16 protein-coding genes are annotated in these 18,444 nt (G+C 69.3%); 12 read left to right on the top strand and 4 right to left on the bottom strand.

Translation table 11 applies throughout. The annotated features are described in order from the left end of the window. Positions 1 to 58: 58 nt before the first annotated feature. Entirely contained in the window at positions 59 to 313 is a 255-nt protein-coding gene (locus Q9R08_RS08360; RefSeq protein ID WP_308867446.1) for a hypothetical protein, read from the bottom strand. A 44-nt stretch (positions 314 to 357) separates the two neighbouring features. Here Q9R08_RS08360 and Q9R08_RS08355 point away from each other — a divergent pair, with 44 nt between their 5' ends. From Q9R08_RS08355 to Q9R08_RS08300, 12 genes are all read left to right on the top strand, one after another. Continuing rightward, positions 358 to 801, top strand: coding sequence for a MarR family winged helix-turn-helix transcriptional regulator (locus tag Q9R08_RS08355; protein ID WP_308867445.1), 444 nt, complete (start codon positions 358 to 360; stop codon positions 799 to 801). A 174-nt stretch (positions 802 to 975) separates the two neighbouring features. Continuing rightward, complete coding sequence (locus tag Q9R08_RS08350) at positions 976 to 3,426, top strand: 5'-nucleotidase C-terminal domain-containing protein (RefSeq protein WP_308867444.1); 2,451 nt, start codon at positions 976 to 978, stop codon at positions 3,424 to 3,426. 117 nt (positions 3,427 to 3,543) lie between these two features. Then, a complete protein-coding gene (gene uvrA / locus Q9R08_RS08345) occupies positions 3,544 to 6,483 on the top strand; it encodes an excinuclease ABC subunit UvrA (protein ID WP_418001331.1) in 2,940 nt (979 codons plus the stop codon). 5 nt (positions 6,484 to 6,488) lie between these two features. Continuing rightward, a complete protein-coding gene (gene uvrC / locus Q9R08_RS08340) occupies positions 6,489 to 8,417 on the top strand; it encodes an excinuclease ABC subunit UvrC (protein WP_308867442.1) in 1,929 nt (642 codons plus the stop codon). A gap of 22 nt (positions 8,418 to 8,439) precedes the next feature. Beyond that, positions 8,440 to 9,321, top strand: coding sequence for an RNase adapter RapZ (gene rapZ, locus Q9R08_RS08335; RefSeq protein ID WP_308867441.1), 882 nt, complete (start codon positions 8,440 to 8,442; stop codon positions 9,319 to 9,321). Between the two features lie 61 nt (positions 9,322 to 9,382). Next, positions 9,383 to 10,360 carry a DNA-binding protein WhiA gene (gene whiA / locus Q9R08_RS08330; RefSeq protein WP_308867440.1) on the top strand — a complete coding sequence of 326 codons (978 nt, stop codon included), beginning with the start codon at positions 9,383 to 9,385 and terminating at the stop codon, positions 10,358 to 10,360. Positions 10,361 to 10,571: 211 nt separating this feature from the next. Then, positions 10,572 to 11,198: a superoxide dismutase gene (locus Q9R08_RS08325; protein ID WP_308867439.1), complete on the top strand. Its 627-nt coding sequence runs from the start codon at positions 10,572 to 10,574 to the stop codon at positions 11,196 to 11,198. 103 nt (positions 11,199 to 11,301) lie between these two features. After that, positions 11,302 to 12,312, top strand: coding sequence for a type I glyceraldehyde-3-phosphate dehydrogenase (gene gap / locus Q9R08_RS08320; protein ID WP_308867438.1), 1,011 nt, complete (start codon positions 11,302 to 11,304; stop codon positions 12,310 to 12,312). A gap of 9 nt (positions 12,313 to 12,321) precedes the next feature. Continuing rightward, complete coding sequence (locus tag Q9R08_RS08315; RefSeq protein WP_308867437.1) at positions 12,322 to 13,536, top strand: phosphoglycerate kinase; 1,215 nt, start codon at positions 12,322 to 12,324, stop codon at positions 13,534 to 13,536. Beyond that, positions 13,527 to 14,318 (top strand): triose-phosphate isomerase, encoded by a 792-nt coding sequence (gene tpiA / locus Q9R08_RS08310; protein ID WP_308867436.1) that lies wholly within the window; start codon positions 13,527 to 13,529, stop codon positions 14,316 to 14,318. Before Q9R08_RS08315 ends, tpiA begins: the two co-directional genes overlap by 10 nt. Positions 14,319 to 14,423: 105 nt before the next feature. Further along, positions 14,424 to 14,672 carry a preprotein translocase subunit SecG gene (secG, locus tag Q9R08_RS08305; protein WP_308867435.1) on the top strand — a complete coding sequence of 83 codons (249 nt, stop codon included), beginning with the start codon at positions 14,424 to 14,426 and terminating at the stop codon, positions 14,670 to 14,672. Continuing rightward, positions 14,672 to 15,028, top strand: coding sequence for an RNA polymerase-binding protein RbpA (locus Q9R08_RS08300; protein WP_308867434.1), 357 nt, complete (start codon positions 14,672 to 14,674; stop codon positions 15,026 to 15,028). Before secG ends, Q9R08_RS08300 begins: the two co-directional genes overlap by 1 nt. Positions 15,029 to 15,109: 81 nt before the next feature. Here Q9R08_RS08300 and pgl read toward each other — a convergent pair whose 3' ends face one another. Genes pgl through zwf form a run of 3 tightly spaced genes read right to left on the bottom strand, consistent with a single transcriptional unit; the run spans position 15,110 to position 18,429 of the window. Further along, a complete protein-coding gene (gene pgl, locus Q9R08_RS08295; RefSeq protein WP_308867433.1) occupies positions 15,110 to 15,889 on the bottom strand; it encodes a 6-phosphogluconolactonase in 780 nt (259 codons plus the stop codon). Positions 15,890 to 15,925: 36 nt separating this feature from the next. Beyond that, positions 15,926 to 16,882 carry a glucose-6-phosphate dehydrogenase assembly protein OpcA gene (locus Q9R08_RS08290; RefSeq protein WP_308867432.1) on the bottom strand — a complete coding sequence of 319 codons (957 nt, stop codon included), beginning with the start codon at positions 16,880 to 16,882 and terminating at the stop codon, positions 15,926 to 15,928. Next, positions 16,879 to 18,429: a glucose-6-phosphate dehydrogenase gene (gene zwf / locus Q9R08_RS08285; RefSeq protein ID WP_308867431.1), complete on the bottom strand. Its 1,551-nt coding sequence runs from the start codon at positions 18,427 to 18,429 to the stop codon at positions 16,879 to 16,881. The genes Q9R08_RS08290 and zwf overlap by 4 nt, the downstream gene beginning before the upstream one ends. Positions 18,430 to 18,444: the final 15 nt, after the last annotated feature.

The following is an 18,444-nucleotide window of genomic DNA, read 5'->3' as shown; positions in this document are numbered from 1 at the left end:
CATCAGGTGCGGTGCATCAGGTGCGGTGCATCAGGTGCGGTGCATCAGGTGCGGTGCATCAGGGGCAGTGCATGAGCGGCTTCGGTCCCGAGCGGTCGAAGGTGTGCTGCGAGATGGGCGCTCCGCACAGTGGGCACGCCCTTTCGGCTCGCTCGGCCGCCGTGGGTGGGGGAGCGGTCTCGTATGGCCCGACGGCCGCGGGTCCCGCAACGCGAATGAGGTTCGCGTTGAGGTACGCGTACCACCCACCCGCCTCGCGCACGCGTTCGCGGAGCGGGCGGCGGGCGGCGGGAGCGGCATCCGGTTCAGACATGCTTATTAGTGTACTAACGATTCGTGCACGATAGGATGGCGGACGTGAAGAAAGCAGACCTCAGCCCCGATGACCTGCTCGCACTCGACAACCAGGTGTGCTTCGCACTGGTGACCGCCGCGCGCAACGTCGTCGGTCTGTACCGGCCCATCCTGGAGCCGCTCGGGCTGACGCACCCGCAGTACCTGGTCATGCTCGCTCTCTGGGAGCGCTCACCCCGGTCACTGCGCGAACTCGCCGCCGAGCTTGCCCTCGAGCCTGCGACCCTGTCGCCGCTCGTGAAGCGACTCGAGGCGCAGGGTCTCGTGACGCGTTCGCGCCGCGACGACGACGAGCGCGTGCTCGACGTGCGACTCACCGACGCGGGCCGCCGACTGCGGGAACAGGCCCTCGAGGTGCCCGGCAAGGTGATGGCGAGCGTCGGGACGGACGCGGAGGCGCTCCTGGCACTCCGCGACGCGCTGCGACCCTTCGCCGGCGCACGCTGACCCGGCCTCCGCTGCCGACGGCCCGTTTCCGAACCGTTGTGGGACTGTTCACTGCGCCTCTAGGTGAAAGCGCAGGATTCTCTTAGTCTCGATCTCGGCGCGGCGTGGTCCCCCCGAACCCGGCCCGATCCGGCGCGCCGCTCTGCATCGCACAAGAGAAAGAAGCAGGCACCTATGCGCGCTGGTCCGCGTTCCGCACCTCCCTCTCCCCGCCGTCGAATCGCGCTCGGCGCGTCGGCGCTCACCGTCGCCGCCCTGGCGGCGAGCGCGCTCGCCGCCCCCGCCGCCAACGCAGCGACGACCGACATCCAGATCCTCGCCACGAACGACTTCCACGGTCGCATCCTCGACAACACCGGTGGCCTCGAGGCGGGCGCCGCGGTTCTCTCCGGCGCTGTGAAGCAGCTGCGCGCCGCCAACCCCAACACGGTGTTCGCCGCCGCGGGCGACCTCATCGGCGCATCGACGTTCGAGTCGTTCATCCAGCACGACAAGCCCACGATCGACGCGCTCAACGAGGCCGGCCTGGAGGTTTCGGCTGTCGGCAACCACGAGCTCGACCAGGGCTACGACGACCTCGTGAACCGCGTCATGGCACCCTACGACGCCGTGACGAACCCGTACGGGGGCGCCAAGTGGCAGTACATCGCGGCCAATCTCAAGATGAAGGCCACCGGCGATGACGCGGTCCCGGCCACGTGGATCAAGACCGTCGGCGGGGTGGAGGTCGGGTTCGTCGGCGCCGTCACCGAGGACCTCCCGACGCTGGTGAGCCCCGGCGGGATCACCGACATCCGGGTCGAGGGGATCGTGCAGTCGGTCAACACCGAGGCGGCCGACCTTGTCGCGGAGGGCGCCGACCTGGTCGTCATGCTCGTGCACGAGGGTGCCCCCTCGACCGACTGCGCGACGATGGACGACTCCGGCACATGGGCGAACATCATCAACGAGGTCTCGCCCGACGTCGACGCGATCGTCTCGGGTCACACGCATCTGGCGTACAACTGCTCGTTCCCCGTGGCCGAGTGGGCGAGCGAAGGGCGCGCGGTCACCGATCGCCCCGTGGTCTCCGCCGGTCAGTACGGCATGAACCTCAACCAGCTGGTGTACACGGTCGACGACGCCGGTCAGGTGACCGCCAAGACGCAGCAGGTGCTGGCGCTGGAGAAGACCGTGGCCCCGGTGCCGCCGTCGACCACGCCGACCTACGTGCCCCTCTACCCCGTGGACGCCGCCACCGCGGCGATCGCGACGGATGCCTCGGCCAAGGCCGAGGTGCTCGGCGCTGTGGAGCTCGGCAAGCTCGCCGGCGGGTTCAACCGCGCCAAGTTCGCGAGCGGCGGCGAGAACCGCGGTGGCGAGTCGACCCTGGGCAACCTCGTCGCCGAGGTGCAGCAGTGGGCGACCGAGACGCCGGAGGCGGGCGCCGCGCAGATCGCCTTCATGAACCCCGGCGGGCTGCGCACCGACATGCTCGGCACCGACCCGGGCAACGGCGCGTACCCGCGCACCCTCACCTACAAGCAGGCCGCGGTCGTCCAGCCGTTCGCCAACACGCTGGTGAACATGCAGCTGACCGGTGAGCAGATCAAGAAGGTCTTGGAGCAGCAGTGGCAGCGCGATGCGCTCAACAAGGTGCCGACCCGCAACTTCCTGCGCCTCGGCGTCTCGGAGGGCTTCGAGTACACCTACACGCAGAAGGAGGTCACCGAGTACCCGCTCGACGACCCGCGGACGCCTGACGTGAACGAGTCGCTGACGGCGTACAAGGGCACCCGCGGCACGGTGACCGGGATGTGGCTGAACGGCGAGCCGATCGATCCGGCGGCGACCTACTCCGTGACGGTGAACTCGTTCCTGTCGACGGGTGGCGACAACTTCTTCGAACTGGCCAACGGCGCGTCCAAGCGCGACACCGGCAAGGTCGACCTCGCCGCGATGGTGGACTACCTCGCGACGTTCGCCGAGACGACCCCGCTGCCCGTGGACTACGCGCAGCACGCGGTCGAGGTCGCGTTCCCCGCGAACGCCCCCACGGCGTACGACCCGGGCTCGGCCGTCGCGTTCGGGATCAAGTCGTGGGCGATGACCGCCCCGACGGACGTCAAGGACGCCGAGGTCGTCGTCTCACTCGACGGCGAGCGGCTGGGAGCCTTCCCTGTCGACAACTCGGTGAACACCACGACCGTGCTCAACGACGACTACGGCACGGCCGCGGTGTCGGTGACCCTGCCGGACGACGTGCCCCTCGGAGGATCGGTCGAGCTCAGGCTCACCGGTGCGACCACCGGCACCTCAGTCGTCGTCCCCGTCGCCATCGATCGCGCCGACAGCACCACCGTCGGCACGCCGAACAAGCTCTTCGCCAACTCGAAGGGCAACGGCGTCATCAAGTACACGACGACCGTGACCGCACAGTTCGGCGCGGAGATCACCGGCGCGATCACGGTCTACGACGGCGACGAGCCGATCGCGACCGCGATGCTCACCGCCCCGAGCGCGGGCACCGTCACGCTCACGCTGCCGAAGCTGGGCAAGGGCCAGCACGAGCTGTCCGTCGCCTACGCGGGCAGCGAGACAGTGAAGCCGTCGACGAGCGAACCGGTGACACTCGTCGTCAAGTGACGCGGAGCTGATCCGACACGGATGCCGCGGGGCCGAGTGCCCCGCGGCATCCGTTGTCTTCGCCGACGGCGAACGGCTCCCAGGCCCCATGTCGGAGGCCCCGCCTACACTTGACTGGTGCCCATCGTCCCTGTCGCCCTGCCCGCGAACATGCCCGCAAAGACCGCCGGCGGCACCAGCGGAATGCTGAGCGTCCGCGGTGCCCGCGTGCACAATCTGAAGGATGTCGACCTCGACATCCCGCGCGATTCGCTCGTCGTCTTCACGGGGCTGTCCGGCTCCGGCAAGTCGAGCCTCGCGTTCGACACGATCTTCGCCGAGGGGCAGCGCCGGTACGTCGAGTCGCTGAGCGCGTACGCGCGCCAGTTCCTGGGACAGGTCGATCGCCCCGACGTCGACTTCATCGAGGGTCTGAGCCCTGCCGTGTCGATCGACCAGAAGTCGACCAACCGCAATCCTCGCTCGACCGTCGGCACGATCACCGAGATCCACGACTACATGCGCCTGCTGTGGGCTCGCATCGGCGTGCCGCACTGTCCCGAGTGCGGCGAGGTCATCCAGCGCCAGACGGTTCAGCAGATCGCCGACCAGCTCATCGAGCTGCCCGAGCGCACCCGCTACCAGATCGTCGCCCCCATCGTCACCCAGAAGAAGGGCGAGTTCGTCGACCTCTTCAAGGAGCTCGGCGCCAAGGGCTACGCGCGCGCGATCGTCGACGGCGAGCTCATCCAGCTGGCAGAGCCGCCGGTGCTCAAGAAGAGCTACAAGCACGACATCGCCGTCGTGGTCGACCGCCTGGTCGCGGCGCCCGCCATCCTGGATCGCGTCACCGACTCGGTCGAGACCGCGCTCTCGCTTGCCGGCGGCGTCATGCAGGTCAACTTCGTCGACGAAGAGGGCGACGCCGCCTGGCAGTCCTTCTCCGAGAAGCTGGCGTGCCCGAACGGGCACCCGCTGCAGCTCACCGAGATCGAGCCGCGGACGTTCTCGTTCAACGCCCCGTTCGGCGCATGCCCGGCGTGCTCGGGCCTCGGTACCCGCATGTCGGTCGACGTCGAATTGATGCTCGGCGACGAGGACCTGTCGATCCGCGAGGGCGTGCTCATCCCGTGGACCACCCAAGGTAAGGGGCTCTTCCAGTACTACGAGCGCCTGCTCGAAGGACTGGCGAACGACCTGGGTTTCTCGCTCGACACTCCGTGGAAGAAGCTGCCGTCGGACGTCCGCGAGGCAGTGCTGCGCGGCGAGAACTACAAGGTCACCGTGCGGTGGAAGAACCGCTATGGACGCGAGATGCGCTACTCGTCGGGCTTCGAGGGCGTCGTGCCCTACATCGAGCGGCAGTACACGCAGGCCGAGTCCGACACGCAGCGGCAGCGCTGGTCGGAGTACCTGCGCGAGGTGCCGTGCCCCGTGTGCGACGGCGCGCGCCTCAAGCCCGAGGTGCTGGCCGTGCAGGTGCACGGACACTCGATCGCGGATGCGTCGCGCCTGAGCCTCGGCGAGGCGCGCGAGTACTTCGCGAAGCTGACGCTCACCGAGCGCGAGGCGACGATCGCCGCGCAGGTGCTGCGCGAGATCCGCCTGCGACTGGACTTCCTCATCCGCGTGGGTCTGGATTACCTGAGCCTCAGCCGTGCCGCCGCGACCCTGTCGGGCGGCGAGGCGCAGCGCATCCGGCTGGCGACGCAGATCGGCTCCGGCCTGACGGGCGTGCTCTACGTGCTCGACGAGCCGTCGATCGGCCTGCACCAGCGCGACAACCGCCGCCTCATCGAGACGCTCGTCGCGCTCCGCGACCTCGGCAACACGCTCATCGTCGTCGAGCACGACGAGGAGACGATCCACGCCGCCGACTGGGTCGTCGACATCGGCCCCGGCGCCGGCGTCAACGGGGGAGAGGTCGTCCACTCCGGCCCGATCGAGGAGCTCCTCGACGACCGAGACTCGATCACCGGCGACTACCTGTCGGGGCGTCGCGCCATCCCCACGCCGAAGAAGCGCCGCAAGATCGACAAGAAGCGTCAGATCGGCGTCGTAGGCGCCCGTGAGAACAACCTGAAGAACGTCACCGTCGACTTCCCGCTCGGCGTGCTCACCTCGGTGACCGGCGTGAGCGGCTCCGGCAAGTCCTCGCTGGTCAACGGCATCCTGTACCAGGTCCTGGCGACGCGCCTCAACGGCGCCCGCCGGGTGGCGGGCAAGCACACGCGCGTGACCGGGCTCGAGAACCTCGACAAGGTCGTCCACGTCGACCAGGCGCCGATCGGACGCACCCCGCGGTCCAACCCGGCGACGTACACCGGCGTGTTCGACCGCATCCGGACGCTGTTCAGCGAGACGCCCGAGGCGAAGGTGCGCGGCTACCAGCCGGGCCGATTCAGCTTCAACGTCAAGGGCGGCCGGTGCGAGGCGTGCTCGGGCGACGGCACGATCAAGATCGAGATGAACTTCCTGCCCGACGTCTACGTCGACTGCGAGGTCTGCCACGGCAAGCGGTACAACCGCGACACCCTGGCCGTGCACTACAAGGGCAAGAACATCGCCGAGGTCCTGGAGATGCCGATCGCCGAGGCGGCCGAGTTCTTCGAGCCGATCCAGGCGATCCACCGCTACCTGAAGACACTCGTCGACGTCGGCCTCGGCTACGTGCGGCTGGGGCAGTCCGCCACGACGCTGTCGGGCGGCGAGGCACAGCGCGTCAAGCTCGCCACGGAACTGCAGCGCCGCACCAACGGCCGCTCCATCTACGTCCTGGACGAGCCGACGACGGGCCTGCACTTCGAGGACGTCCGGAAGCTCCTCGAGGTGCTGAACGGCCTCGTCGACAAGGGCAACACCGTCATCGTGATCGAGCACAACCTCGACGTGATCAAGTCCTCCGACTGGGTCATCGACCTCGGCCCCGAGGGGGGTGCCGGCGGCGGTGAGGTCATCGCGACGGGCACACCCGAGCAGGTCGCGCGCGTCGAAGCCAGCCACACCGGCGTCTTCCTCGCCGAGGTGCTGGGCGTCGGCGGCCACGCGGAGCTCGTCGAGGCCCGCAAGGCCGGCTGAGCGGCATGGCGCGCTCCGCTCCCACCGTCCCGTACAAGCCGAACCCGGGCGAGATCCCCACCAATCCCGGGGTGTACCGTTTCCGCGACCGGGACGGTCGCGTGCTGTACGTCGGCAAGGCGAAGAACCTCCGCGCCCGCCTGTCGAACTACTTCGCTCCGCTGCACACGCTCCACGAGCGCACCCGTCGCATGGTCACGACGGCGGCCTCCGTGGAGTGGACGGTCGTCGCGACCGACGTCGACTCGCTCCAGCTCGAGTACCAGTGGATCAAGGAGTTCGATCCGCCGTTCAACGTCCGCTACAAGGACGACAAGTCGTACCCGTTCATGGCGATCACCCTCGCCGATGAGGCGCCGCGCGTCATCGTGACGCGCAACCGCCGCATCCCGGGCGCCAAGTACTTCGGTCCGTACCCCAAGGTGTGGGCGGTGCACGACACGATCGACCTCATGATCAAGGTCTTCCCGATCCGCACCTGCAGCGACTCGTCGTACAAGAAGGCCATGGCGACCGGCCGCCCCTGCTTCCCGGGCCAGATCGGGCGCTGCGGCGGACCCTGCTCGATGAAGGTCACGATCGAGGAGCACCGCGCGATCGTCGACGACTTCATCGCCTTCATGTCCGGCGGCGACCAGCGCTTCACGAAGCAGCTGACGGCGCGCATGCGCGAGGCATCGGCGGCGATGGACTACGAGGCCGCCGCCGTCTACCGCGACCGCCTGCACTCCATCGACGCCGTGCTGAACAAGAGCGCGCTCGTGCTCGCGGCCGACACCGACGCCGACCTCTTCGGCATCGCCGAGGACGAGCTCGCCGCCACGGTGCAGCACTTCGTCATTCGCGGCGGCCGCGTGCGCGGTGTGCGCGCGACGACGATCGAGAAGGAGATCGACATCTCCGACGGCGATCTCGTCGACCAGGTCATCCAGCGCACGTACGGCAACGCCTCGGGCGCCGACATCCCGAGACAGGTGCTGGTGCCGTCCATGCCGGACGACGCGGCCGACCTCGAGGAGTGGCTGCGGACCCGTCGGGGCAGGAGCGTGACGATCCAGGTGGCGCAGCGCGGCCGCAAGGCGGATCTCATGCGCACCGCCACCCTCAACGCCCAGCAGGCGCTGATGCTCCACAAGACCCGGCGCACCAGCGACTACGTCGCCCGCAGCCAGGCGCTCACCGACCTGCAGGAGGCACTCGACCTCGCCGAGGCTCCGTTGCGCATCGAGTGCTTCGACGTGTCGCATCTGAGCGGCACAAACGTCGTGGCCTCGATGGTCGTCTTCGAGGACGGCCTGCCGCGCAAGGATCAGTACCGCTCGTTCGGCGTCGCCGAGACCACGGACGACACCGACTCGCTCTACCAGGTGCTCACGCGACGCCTCGCCTACCTGGACCGCCCGGAGGAGAACGAGACGACGCCCGTGCCCGACGTGACCTCCGACGAGACCGTCGTCACCGAGCGGCGCCGCCCGCGCTTCGCCTATCGTCCTCAGCTGCTCGTGGTCGACGGCGGCAAGCCGCAGGTGGAGGCGGCGGCCCGCGCCCTCCGGGATGCGGGCCACGAGGAGATCGCGCTGTGCGGCATCGCCAAGCGGCTCGAGGAGGTGTGGCTGCCGGGGGAGGAGTACCCGGTCATCCTGCCCCGCACCTCCGAGGCGCTCTACCTCCTGCAGCGACTTCGCGACGAGGCCCACCGCTTCGCGATCACCCATCAGCGCAAGCGGCGGCGCCGCGACATCCAGAGCGTACTCGCGGAGGTGCCGGGTCTCGGCGAGGCCCGCATCAAGGCGCTCCTGCGGCACTTCGGATCGGTGTCGGCGCTGCGCAAGGCGACCCCCGAAGAGATCGCCGAGCTGCCGGGCGTCGGTCCGAAGCTCGCGGCGGCGATTCACTCGCACCTCGCGGAGCCCGCACCTGTCACCAGTGGGTAGGCTGGGCTCGACGGGGGTGGTCATGGGCGAGGCGACGCGTCACGACGTCGGGGAAGTGCTGATCGTCACGGGGATGTCGGGCGCCGGGAGATCGACCGCGGCCAACTCGCTCGAGGATCTCGACTGGTATGTGGTCGACAATCTGCCGCCGCAGATGCTCAAGCCGCTCCTGGACCTCACCGAGCTGGCCGGGGGAGTGCTGCCGAGAGTCGCCGTCGTTGTCGACGTGCGCGGCCGCGACCTCTTCTCCGACCTGCCCGATGCGATGCGGGCGCTCCGCGAGCGCCGGCAGATCCGGGTGATGTTCCTCGACGCCTCGGACGAGGTGCTCGTGCGCCGGTTCGAGGCGGTGCGGCGCCCCCACCCGCTGCAGGGCGAGGGGACCATCCTCGACGGCATCCGTCGCGAGCGTGCGCGTCTGGCTGCTGTCCGCGAGGACGCCGACGTCATCATCGACACGTCGTCGTACAACATCCACCAACTCGCGACCAAGGTCGCCGACCTCTTCACCGAGGAGGGGACCGCGCGGCACACGCTCACCCTGCAGAGCTTCGGCTTCAAGTACGGGCTGCCGCCCGATGCCGACCTCGTGGCCGACATGCGGTTCCTGCCGAACCCGTTCTGGGACGAGCGGCTCCGACCGTTCACCGGTGAGGACGCCGAGGTGCGCGAGTACGTACTGGCGCAGACCGGTGCGGCCGAGTTCCTGGAGGCGTACAGCGCGGCGCTGCGCCCGGTGCTCGAGGGGTATCAGCGCGAGAACAAGAGCCACTCGGTCGTCGCCGTGGGCTGTACCGGCGGCAAGCACCGCTCGGTGGTGATGGTCCGCGAGCTCGCGGAGCGCCTCGGGGCGGTGCCCGGCGTGGCCGTCCGTGTGACGCATCGCGACCTCGGGCGGGAGTGATGAGGCGCGTCCCGGCCGGTAGGGTGGAGGGTCGTTCCCGAAAGACCCGCGAAGGAGTCCCGTGTCGCTGACCGCTGACGTGAAGGCCGAGCTGATCACCGTGCGAGACCCGCGCCCCACCGCGCGGGTCGCCGAGCTCACGTCGCTGCTGCGATTCTCGGGCGGCCTGCACTCGATCGCCAACCGCGTCGCGGTCGAGGCCGAACTCGATTCCGACATCCTCGCCCGGCGCACCGCCCGCGACCTCGTCGAGCTGTACGGCGTGCGCCCGGAACTCGTGCACGTGCAGGGCTCCGGTGCCCGCACCGGCAGCCACTATGCGGTGCGAGTGATCGAGGGCGGCGAGACCCTCGCCCGCCAGACCGGCCTCCTGGACCAGCGCCGCCGGCCGGTGCGCGGGCTTCCGAACAAGCTCACGACGGGCTCGCGCGGCGACCTCGCGGCGATCTGGCGCGGCGCGTTCCTGGCGGCCGGCACGCTGACCGACCCGGGTCGTTCCGCCGCGCTCGAGATCACGTGCCCGTCCTCCGAGGCCGCGATGGCCCTCGTCGGCGCCGCACACCGTCTCGGCATCGCCGGCAAGGCCCGGGAGGTGCGCGGCATCCCGCGCGTCGTCGTGCGTGAGGGCGAGGCGATCCGCGCCGCCCTCGCCGCCATGGGCGCCATGCGCGCGGCGGCCGACTGGGACCAGATGCGTCAGCGCCGCGAGGTGCGTGCGGGTGTCAACCGGCTCGTCAACTTCGACGACGCGAACCTCCGTCGCTCCGCCCAGGCCGCCGTGGCCGCCTGCGCGCGTGTCGAGCGCGCACTCGCGATCCTCGGCGACGAGGTGCCCGAGCACCTCCGCCAGGCCGGTGACCTGCGTCTCGCGCACCGAGACGCGAGCCTCGACGAGCTGGGCCACCACGCCGACCCGCCGCTGACCAAGGACGCCGTCGCCGGCCGCATCCGGCGCCTGCTCGCGATGGCCGACAAGAAGGCCGAGGCGGAGGGCCTGCCGGGCACCGAGTCGGCCGTCCCCGCCGGCATCGAGGACTGATCCTGCGCGGCTGATGTCGCGGGCCGGGGCCGTACGCACACATCCAGGGCTCCGCACCGCGCGAAGCCCTGCGGGCAGCCGCCGCGGGACCGTGTTCCACACGTCACAGTGGGAAGCAACCCCGTCGCCCGTGCGTTGCCGCTCAGTAGGATGATTCCGTCACCCTCGCTGCGCCGGGGATTTCGGCGCGCGCCGACAGGAAGAAGAGAACATGGCGAAGTACACCTTGCCCGACCTCCCTTACGACTACGCCGCCCTCGAGCCGCACATCAGCGGCAAGATCATGGAGCTGCATCACAGCAAGCACCACCAGGCGTACGTCACCGGCGCGAACACCGCGCTGGAGCAGCTGGCCGAGGCGCGCGAGACCGGCAACCTGGCCAACGTGAACAAGCTCGAGAAGGACCTCGCGTTCAACCTCGGCGGTCACGTCAACCACTCGATCTTCTGGACGAACCTCTCGCCCGAGGGCGGCGGAGAGCCCGAGGGCGAGCTGCGCGCCGCGATCGACGAGTTCTTCGGCGGCTTCGACAAGTTCCAGGCGCACTTCACCGCCGCCGCGACCGGCATCCAGGGCTCGGGCTGGGCCGTCCTCAGCTGGGACCCGATCGGCGAGCAGCTGATCATCCAGCAGCTGTTCGACCAGCAGAGCAACACCGCGCAGGGCACGATCCCGGTGTTCCAGCTCGACATGTGGGAGCACGCCTTCTACCTCGACTACCTGAACGTCAAGGCCGACTACGTGAAGGCCGTCTGGAACATCGCGAACTGGCAGAACGTGGCGCAGCGCCTCGACGCCGCCCGCCAGAAGACCTCGGGCCTGCTGGTACTGTCATAAACAGGCGCGGCTGTCCCGGCGGGACGCCCGCCGGGACGCCGTTGTCCTCGTTCGCATCGCACCAACCGCGCACTCGCGCACGACACATCTCAGGAGAAACTCCGTGACTGTCAAGATCGGCATCAACGGCTTCGGCCGAATCGGACGCAACTACCTCCGCGCGGCACTCGCGCAGGGTGCGGACCTCGACATCGTGGCGGTGAACGACCTCACCGACAACAAGACGCTCGCTCACCTGCTCAAGTACGACTCGGTGGGCGGCCCGCTGGACGCCGAGGTGTCCTACGACGAGGACTCCATCACCGTCGGCGGCAAGAAGATCAAGGTCTTCGAAGAGCGCGACCCCGCCAACCTCCCCTGGGGCGAGCTGGGCGTCGACATCGTCATCGAGTCGACCGGTCGCTTCACCAAGGCCGACGACGCCAAGAAGCACGTCGCCGGCGGGGCCAAGAAGGTGCTCATCTCCGCTCCCGCGACCGGTGACGACGTCACCGTCGTCATGGGCGTCAACGAGGGCGACTACGACCCCGAGAACCACGTCATCATCTCGAACGCCTCCTGCACCACGAACTGCCTCGCCCCGCTGGCGAAGGTGTTCAACGACGCCTTCGGCATCGAGCGCGGCTTCATGATGACCGCCCACGCGTACACGGCCGACCAGAACCTCCAGGACGGCCCGCACAGCGACCTCCGCCGGGCCCGCGCCGCCGCGATCAACATCGTCCCGGCCTCGACCGGTGCTGCGAAGGCGATCGGCCACGTGCTCCCCGAGCTGAACGGCAAGCTCAGCGGCTCGTCCTACCGCGTGCCGGTGCCCACCGGCTCGATCGTCGACCTCACGATCGTCACCCCGACCGAGGGTCTCACGGTCGACCAGGTCAACGCCGCCTACCAGGCTGCCGCTGCTGACGGCCGCCTCGCCGGGTACCTCCAGTACACCGAGGACCCGATCGTCTCCAGCGACATCCAGGGCAACCCGCACTCGTCGATCTTCGACTCGGAGCTGACCAACGTGAGCGGCAACCTGGTCAAGGTTTCGGCCTGGTACGACAACGAGTGGGGCTACTCCAACCGCCTCGTCGACCTCACCGAGTACGTGGCCGAGCGCCTCTAAGCGATCACCATGGCTCTGCGCACCCTCGATTCGCTGGGTTCGCTCGCAGGCAAGCGCGTCATCGTCCGCTGTGACCTCAACGTTCCTCTCAAGGACGCGGTCATTGCGGACGATGGCCGTGTGCGGGCATCCCTTCCCACGCTCAACGCTCTGATCAATCAGGGCGCACGCCTCGTCGTCTGCTCGCACCTCGGTCGCCCCGACGGGGCTCCCGATGCGAAGTACAGCCTCGCACCGGTCGCGCAGCGTCTTTCGGAGCTCCTCGGCAAGCCCGTCGCGTTCGCCCGCGACACCGTCGGCGAGTCCGCCCACGAGGCCGTCGAGGCCCTCGAGGACGGTGACGTCGCGGTGATCGAGAACCTCCGGTTCAACCCGGGCGAGACCGCGAAGGACGAAGGGGAGCGCCGCGCGTTCGCCGAACAGCTCGCCGCACTCGGCGACGCGCTCGTCTCGGACGGCTTCGGCGTCGTCCACCGCAAGCAGGCGTCGGTGTACGAGCTGGCCGAGATCCTGCCGTCAGCAGCCGGCCTGCTCATCGCGACCGAGCTGGACGTCCTGGACCGCCTCACCGAGAACCCCGAGCGGCCCTACACGGTCGTCCTCGGCGGCTCGAAGGTGAGCGACAAGCTGGGCGTCATCTCGCACCTGCTGCCGCGCGTCGACCGGCTGCTCATCGGCGGCGGGATGCTCTTCACGTTCCTCGCCGCCCAGGGCCACAAGGTCGGCTCGAGCCTGCTCGAGGCCGATCAGCTCGACACCGTCCGCGATTACATGCGCCGCGCGGAGGAGTCGGGTGTCGAGCTCGTGCTGCCGACCGACGTGGTCGTCGCCTCGAAGTTCGGCGCCGACGCGGAGCACGTGGTGACGCGCGCGGATCAGATCGAGCAGACGCCGTTCGGGGCCTCCGGGCTGGGCCTGGACATCGGGCCCGACACGGCGGCGCGGTTCGCCGAGCTCGTCCGCGACTCGAAGACGGTGTTCTGGAACGGCCCGATGGGCGTGTTCGAGCTCGCACCGTTCGCGGCCGGGACCAAGGCCGTCGCACAAGCGCTCACCGAGGTCGACGGCCTGTCGGTCGTCGGCGGAGGCGACTCCGCCGCGGCGGTCCGCCAGCTCGGGTTCGCCGACGACGCCTTCGGCCACATCTCGACCGGCGGTGGCGCCAGCCTCGAGTTCCTCGAGGGCAAGAAACTCCCCGGACTGGAGGTCCTCGGATGGCAGTAGCAGGTCGTACCCCGCTCATCGCCGGAAACTGGAAGATGAACCTCGACCACCTGCAGGCGGTCGCCTTCGTCCAGAAGCTGCACTGGACGCTCAAGGACGCGAAGCACGAGGACGGCTCGGTCGAGGTCGCGGTCTTCCCGCCCTTCACCGATCTCCGCACGGTGCAGACCCTCCTCGACGCCGACAAGATCCCGTTCGCGCTGGGCGCGCAGGACATCTCGTCGCACGACTCCGGCGCCTACACGGGCGAGGTGTCGGGTGCGTTCCTCGCGAAGCTCGACAACCGCTACGTGATCATCGGTCACTCCGAGCGGCGCGAGTACCACCATGAGGGCGACGACATCGTCGCCGCGAAGGTGCAGGCCGCGCTGAAGCACGGGCTGGTCCCCGTGATCTGCGTGGGCGAGACCGCCGACGACCTCGAGAAGCACGGCGCGAGCGCCGTCCCGGTCGGTCAGCTCCAGGCCGCGCTGGAAGGCGTGAAGGCGGATGCCGACATCGTCGTGGCCTACGAGCCGGTGTGGGCGATCGGATCCGGCCAGGCGGCGACCCCTGAGCAGGCGCAGGAGGTGTGCGCCAAGCTCCGCGAGGTCATCGCCGAGAAGCTCGGACCGGATGCCGCTGCCCGCACGCGGGTTCTCTACGGCGGCTCGGTGAAGGCTGCGAACATCGCAAGCTTCATGCGCGAGCCCGATGTCGACGGCGCCCTGGTCGGCGGTGCGAGCCTCGTCGTCGACGAGTTCGCCGCGATCATCCGGTACCAGAAGCACGTCGGCGTCTGACCTCTGACCGGCGGGCGGCGAGGATTCCTCGCCGCCCGCCGGCGTACACGTATACTTGACCCTTGTGCGGTCGGCGAACGATCGCAGCGAAAGGCTTCAACGACTGTGCAGATCCTCGAGTTCGTCCTGCAGGTGCTTCTCGGCATCACGAGTCTCCTGCTGACCCTCCTCATCCTGCTCCACAAGGGGCGCGGTGGCGGCCTGTCCGACATGTTCGGCGGCGGCATGACCTCCGCCATGGGCTCCTCGGGCCTCGCCGAGCGCAACCTCAACCGATTCACGGTGGTCCTCGCTCTGGTGTGGTTCGCATCGATCGTGGCGCTCGGCCTGATCACGAAGTTCCAGGCCATCTGATGGCCACCGGAGGCAACGCGATCCGCGGCACCCGCGTCGGTGCCGGTCCGATGGGCGAGCAGGACCACGGCTTCCACGCCGAGCGCATCGCCATCTCGTACTGGGACGCCCTGGGCAACGAGACGGTGCGCTACTTCGCAGCGGGCATCCCCGAGGAAGAGATCCCCGACACGATCGACTCGCCCCACTCGGGCCTGCCGGCCGGACGCGACAAGGAGAACCCTCCCGCCGTCGCGAAGACCGAGCCGTACAAGACCCACCTCGCGTACGTGAAGGAGCGCCGCACCGAAGAGGAAGCAGAGACGCTCCTCGACGACGCGCTGAAGCAGCTCCGCGAGCGCCGCGGACAGGGCTGACCAGAGACAGACGTCACACACGAGAAGAGCGGATGCCGAGGCATCCGCTCTTCTCGTGTATTCGGCGTCCGGTGTCGGGCGTCAGTACTCGCGGTCGATGAGTTCCGGCGGCACCTGCGCGGCAGCCGCCTCGTCGACGAAGAACGTCGTGCGCTTGCGGCCCTTCGCGCCGGCTGCGGGCACACTGGCATAGCTCGCGCCGGCCAGCGCGAGCCCCAGCGCTGCGGCCTTGTCGGCGCCCGACAGGACGAGCCAGACGCGCTTCGAGCTGTTGATGACGGGACGGGTCATCGTGATCCGTTCCGGCGGAGGCTTGGGGGAGTCGCGCACCGCGACCACCGAGCGATCCGTGATCTGGATCTCGGCACGGTCCGGGAAGAGCGACGCGATATGCCCGTCCGGCCCGACTCCGAGGAAGCACACGTCGAACGAGGGCCATGCTCCTTCGGCGCCGGGGAAGCGGGCGAGCTCCTCGGCGTACGCGGCGGCGGCGGCATCCAGCTCCACGCCGTCATCGCTGCCGAGCGTGGCGTGGATGTTCTCCGCCGGGATGTCCAGGCCGTCCAGGAACGCCTCACGCGCCTGGCGGTCGTTGCGGTCGGCGTCGCCGAGCGGGACGAACCGCTCGTCGCTCCACCAGAAGTGCACGCGCGACCAGTCGATCCGGGCTGCGCGCGGACTGCGTCCTGCGGCGGCGAGCACCGCCGCACCCATCGATCCGCCCGTGAGGGAGATGTGGGCGAGCTTGCCTTCGTCGACGCGCTTGGCGACCCGGCTCAGGAAGCGCGGAGCGACGGATTCGACGAGCGCACTGGGATCGGGACTGATGATGACGCGTTTCTCGGCCCAGCCCTCAGGCATTCGTCGTCGTCCTGTCCGTCACCCGTGCACTGTCCATCAGGCCTGCGTCCCCTTCGTCGCCGGAGGGTCGAGCAGCTGCCAGCCCTCGGTGATGACTCGACCATACAGGACGTCCGGGTCGAGGCGACGGAGCTCCTCGGCCAGGCATTCGCGCAGCGTCCGGCGCGGGAATGCCAGGTCGTGGGTGGGCTGTCCGGGCTGTGTGAGGATCGCCACGCCGGGCGTCGGGCGCTCCAGGAGCACCTCGCCGCTCGGACGCACCAGCGCGACGGACTTGATGCCGTGCGGCCACTCCTCGGCGTCCAGATACGCCCAGTCGACGGGGACGTCGAGCGTGAGACGCAGCCAGGCCGCCAGGAGCGCGGTGGAGGGCGAGTCCGACGCACCACGCACGCGCACGCCGACCACCGGCTCGTACGGCGGCTGGTCGAGGATGGCGGCCAGCTGCTCGCGCCAGCGGGTCAGCCGCGTCCACGCCAGGTCGGTGTCGCCGGGTGCGTACTGCTCGCCCAGGCCCGCGACCCACGCCGACGGGTCGGACTTGGTCGCGGCATCCGTGATCCGGCGCTGCGCGATGCGGCCGATCGAGGTCTTCGAGATGTTGTCGGGCGTACGGTTCGGCCACCACACCACGACGGGAGCGTCGGGCAGCAGCAGGCCCGTCACGAGGCTCTCGAGGTTCGAGTGACCCGCGTCGCCGAACGCCCGCAGGGTGACGACCTCGCTCGCGCCGGCGTCGCCGCCCACGCGGATCTGGGCGTCCAGGCGCGGTTCGGCGTCGTAACCGTCGGGGATCAGCAGAACGATGACGCGCATCGGGTGCTCGCGCGACGCGTCGTTGGCGGCCTCGATGACCTCTTCGACCGCGGCCTCACGCGTGAGGATGACGAGGGTCAGCACACGGCCCAGCGCGACCGCGCCGCCCTCCTCGCGCACGTTGACGAGCGCACGCGAGATCTTGCTGACAGTGGTGTCGGGAAGATCGACGATCACGGGCGCCTCCAGGTCCGTCCATCGCGGGCGAGCATCTCGTCCGCGGAGTCCGGGCCCCACGACCCGGGTGAGTACTGTTCGAGCGGACCGCCCTGGGCGTCCCAGAATCGCTCGATCGGGTCGAGGATCTTCCACGACAGCTCGACCTCTTCGTGCCGCGGGAACAGCGGCGGGTCGCCGAGGAGCACGTCGAGGATGAGGCGCTCGTAGGCCTCGGGGCTCGCCTCGGTGAAGGCGTGGCCGTAGCCGAAGTCCATCGTGACATCGCGCACCTGGGCGCCCGCGCCGGGCACCTTCGAGCCGAACCGGATCGTGACGCCCTCGTCGGGCTGCACGCGGATCACCAGGGCGTTCTGGCCCTGACCCGACGTCTGGCTGCGCGAGAACAGCAGCTCGGGAGCGCGCTTGAAGACGACGGCGATCTCGGTGACGCGGCGGCCCAGACGCTTGCCTGTACGGAGGTAGAACGGCACGCCCGCCCAGCGACGGGTGTTCACCTCGAGGGTGACGGCGGCATACGTCTCGGTCGTCGAGTGAGGGTTCATGCCGTCCTCCTCGAGGAAGCCGAGCACCTTCTCACCGCCCTGCCAGCCGCCCGCGTACTGACCGCGCGCCGTCGAACGGGCCAGGTCCTCCGGCAGGGTGACGGCGGCGAGCACCTTCTCCTTCTCGGCGCGGAGGTCCTTGGCGTCGAACGAGATGGGCTCCTCCATGGCCGTCAGCGCCATCAGCTGCAGCAGGTGATTCTGGATGACGTCGCGTGCCGCGCCGACGCCGTCGTAGTAGCCCGCGCGGCCGCCCACGCCGATGTCTTCCGCCATCGTGATCTGCACGTGGTCGACGTAGTTGCGGTTCCAGATCGGCTCGTACAGCTCGTTCGCGAAGCGGAGCGCCAGGATGTTCTGGACCGTCTCCTTGCCGAGGTAGTGGTCGATGCGGAAGATCGAGTCCGTCGGGAAGGCCGAGCGCAGCACGTCGTTCAGCGCCCGAGCCGACTCCTGGTCGTGACCGAACGGCTTCTCGATCACGACACGGCGCCAGCGGTCGGGCTGGTCAGCGGTGTCGTCCACGAGACCCGACGACTTCAGCTGCTCCGCCACCAGCGGGAACGCCTTCGGCGGGATCGACAGGTAGAACGCGTGGTTGCCCATCGTGCCGCGATCCGTGTCGAGCCGGTCGACGGTGTCTTTCAGGCGACGGAACGCGTCGGGGTCGTCGAACTCGCCCGACACGAAGCGGATGCCCTGGAGCAGCTGCTGCCAGGTCTCGTCGCGGAACTCGGTGCGCGCGTACTGGCGCACCGCGTCGTACACGACCTGGGCGAAGTCCTGGTCGGCCCAGTCGCGGCGCGCGAAGCCGACGAGCGCGAAGCCCGGAGGCAGCAGGCCGCGGTTCGCGAGGTCGTAGACGGCGGGCATGAGCTTCTTGCGGGAGAGGTCTCCCGTGACGCCGAAGATGACGAGCGCGCTCGGACCGGCGATGCGGTTGAGGCGACGGTCTTCGGGGTCGCGCAACGGGTTGTGCCCGCGCGAGATCTCGACGGTCATGTGGGGCTCGAACTC

It is taken from the genome of Microbacterium psychrotolerans, from assembly GCF_031085295.1.
In the GTDB taxonomy this organism is placed as follows: Bacteria; Actinomycetota; Actinomycetes; order Actinomycetales; family Microbacteriaceae; genus Microbacterium; species Microbacterium psychrotolerans.
This window is presented reverse-complemented; position numbering and strand designations above follow the sequence as displayed.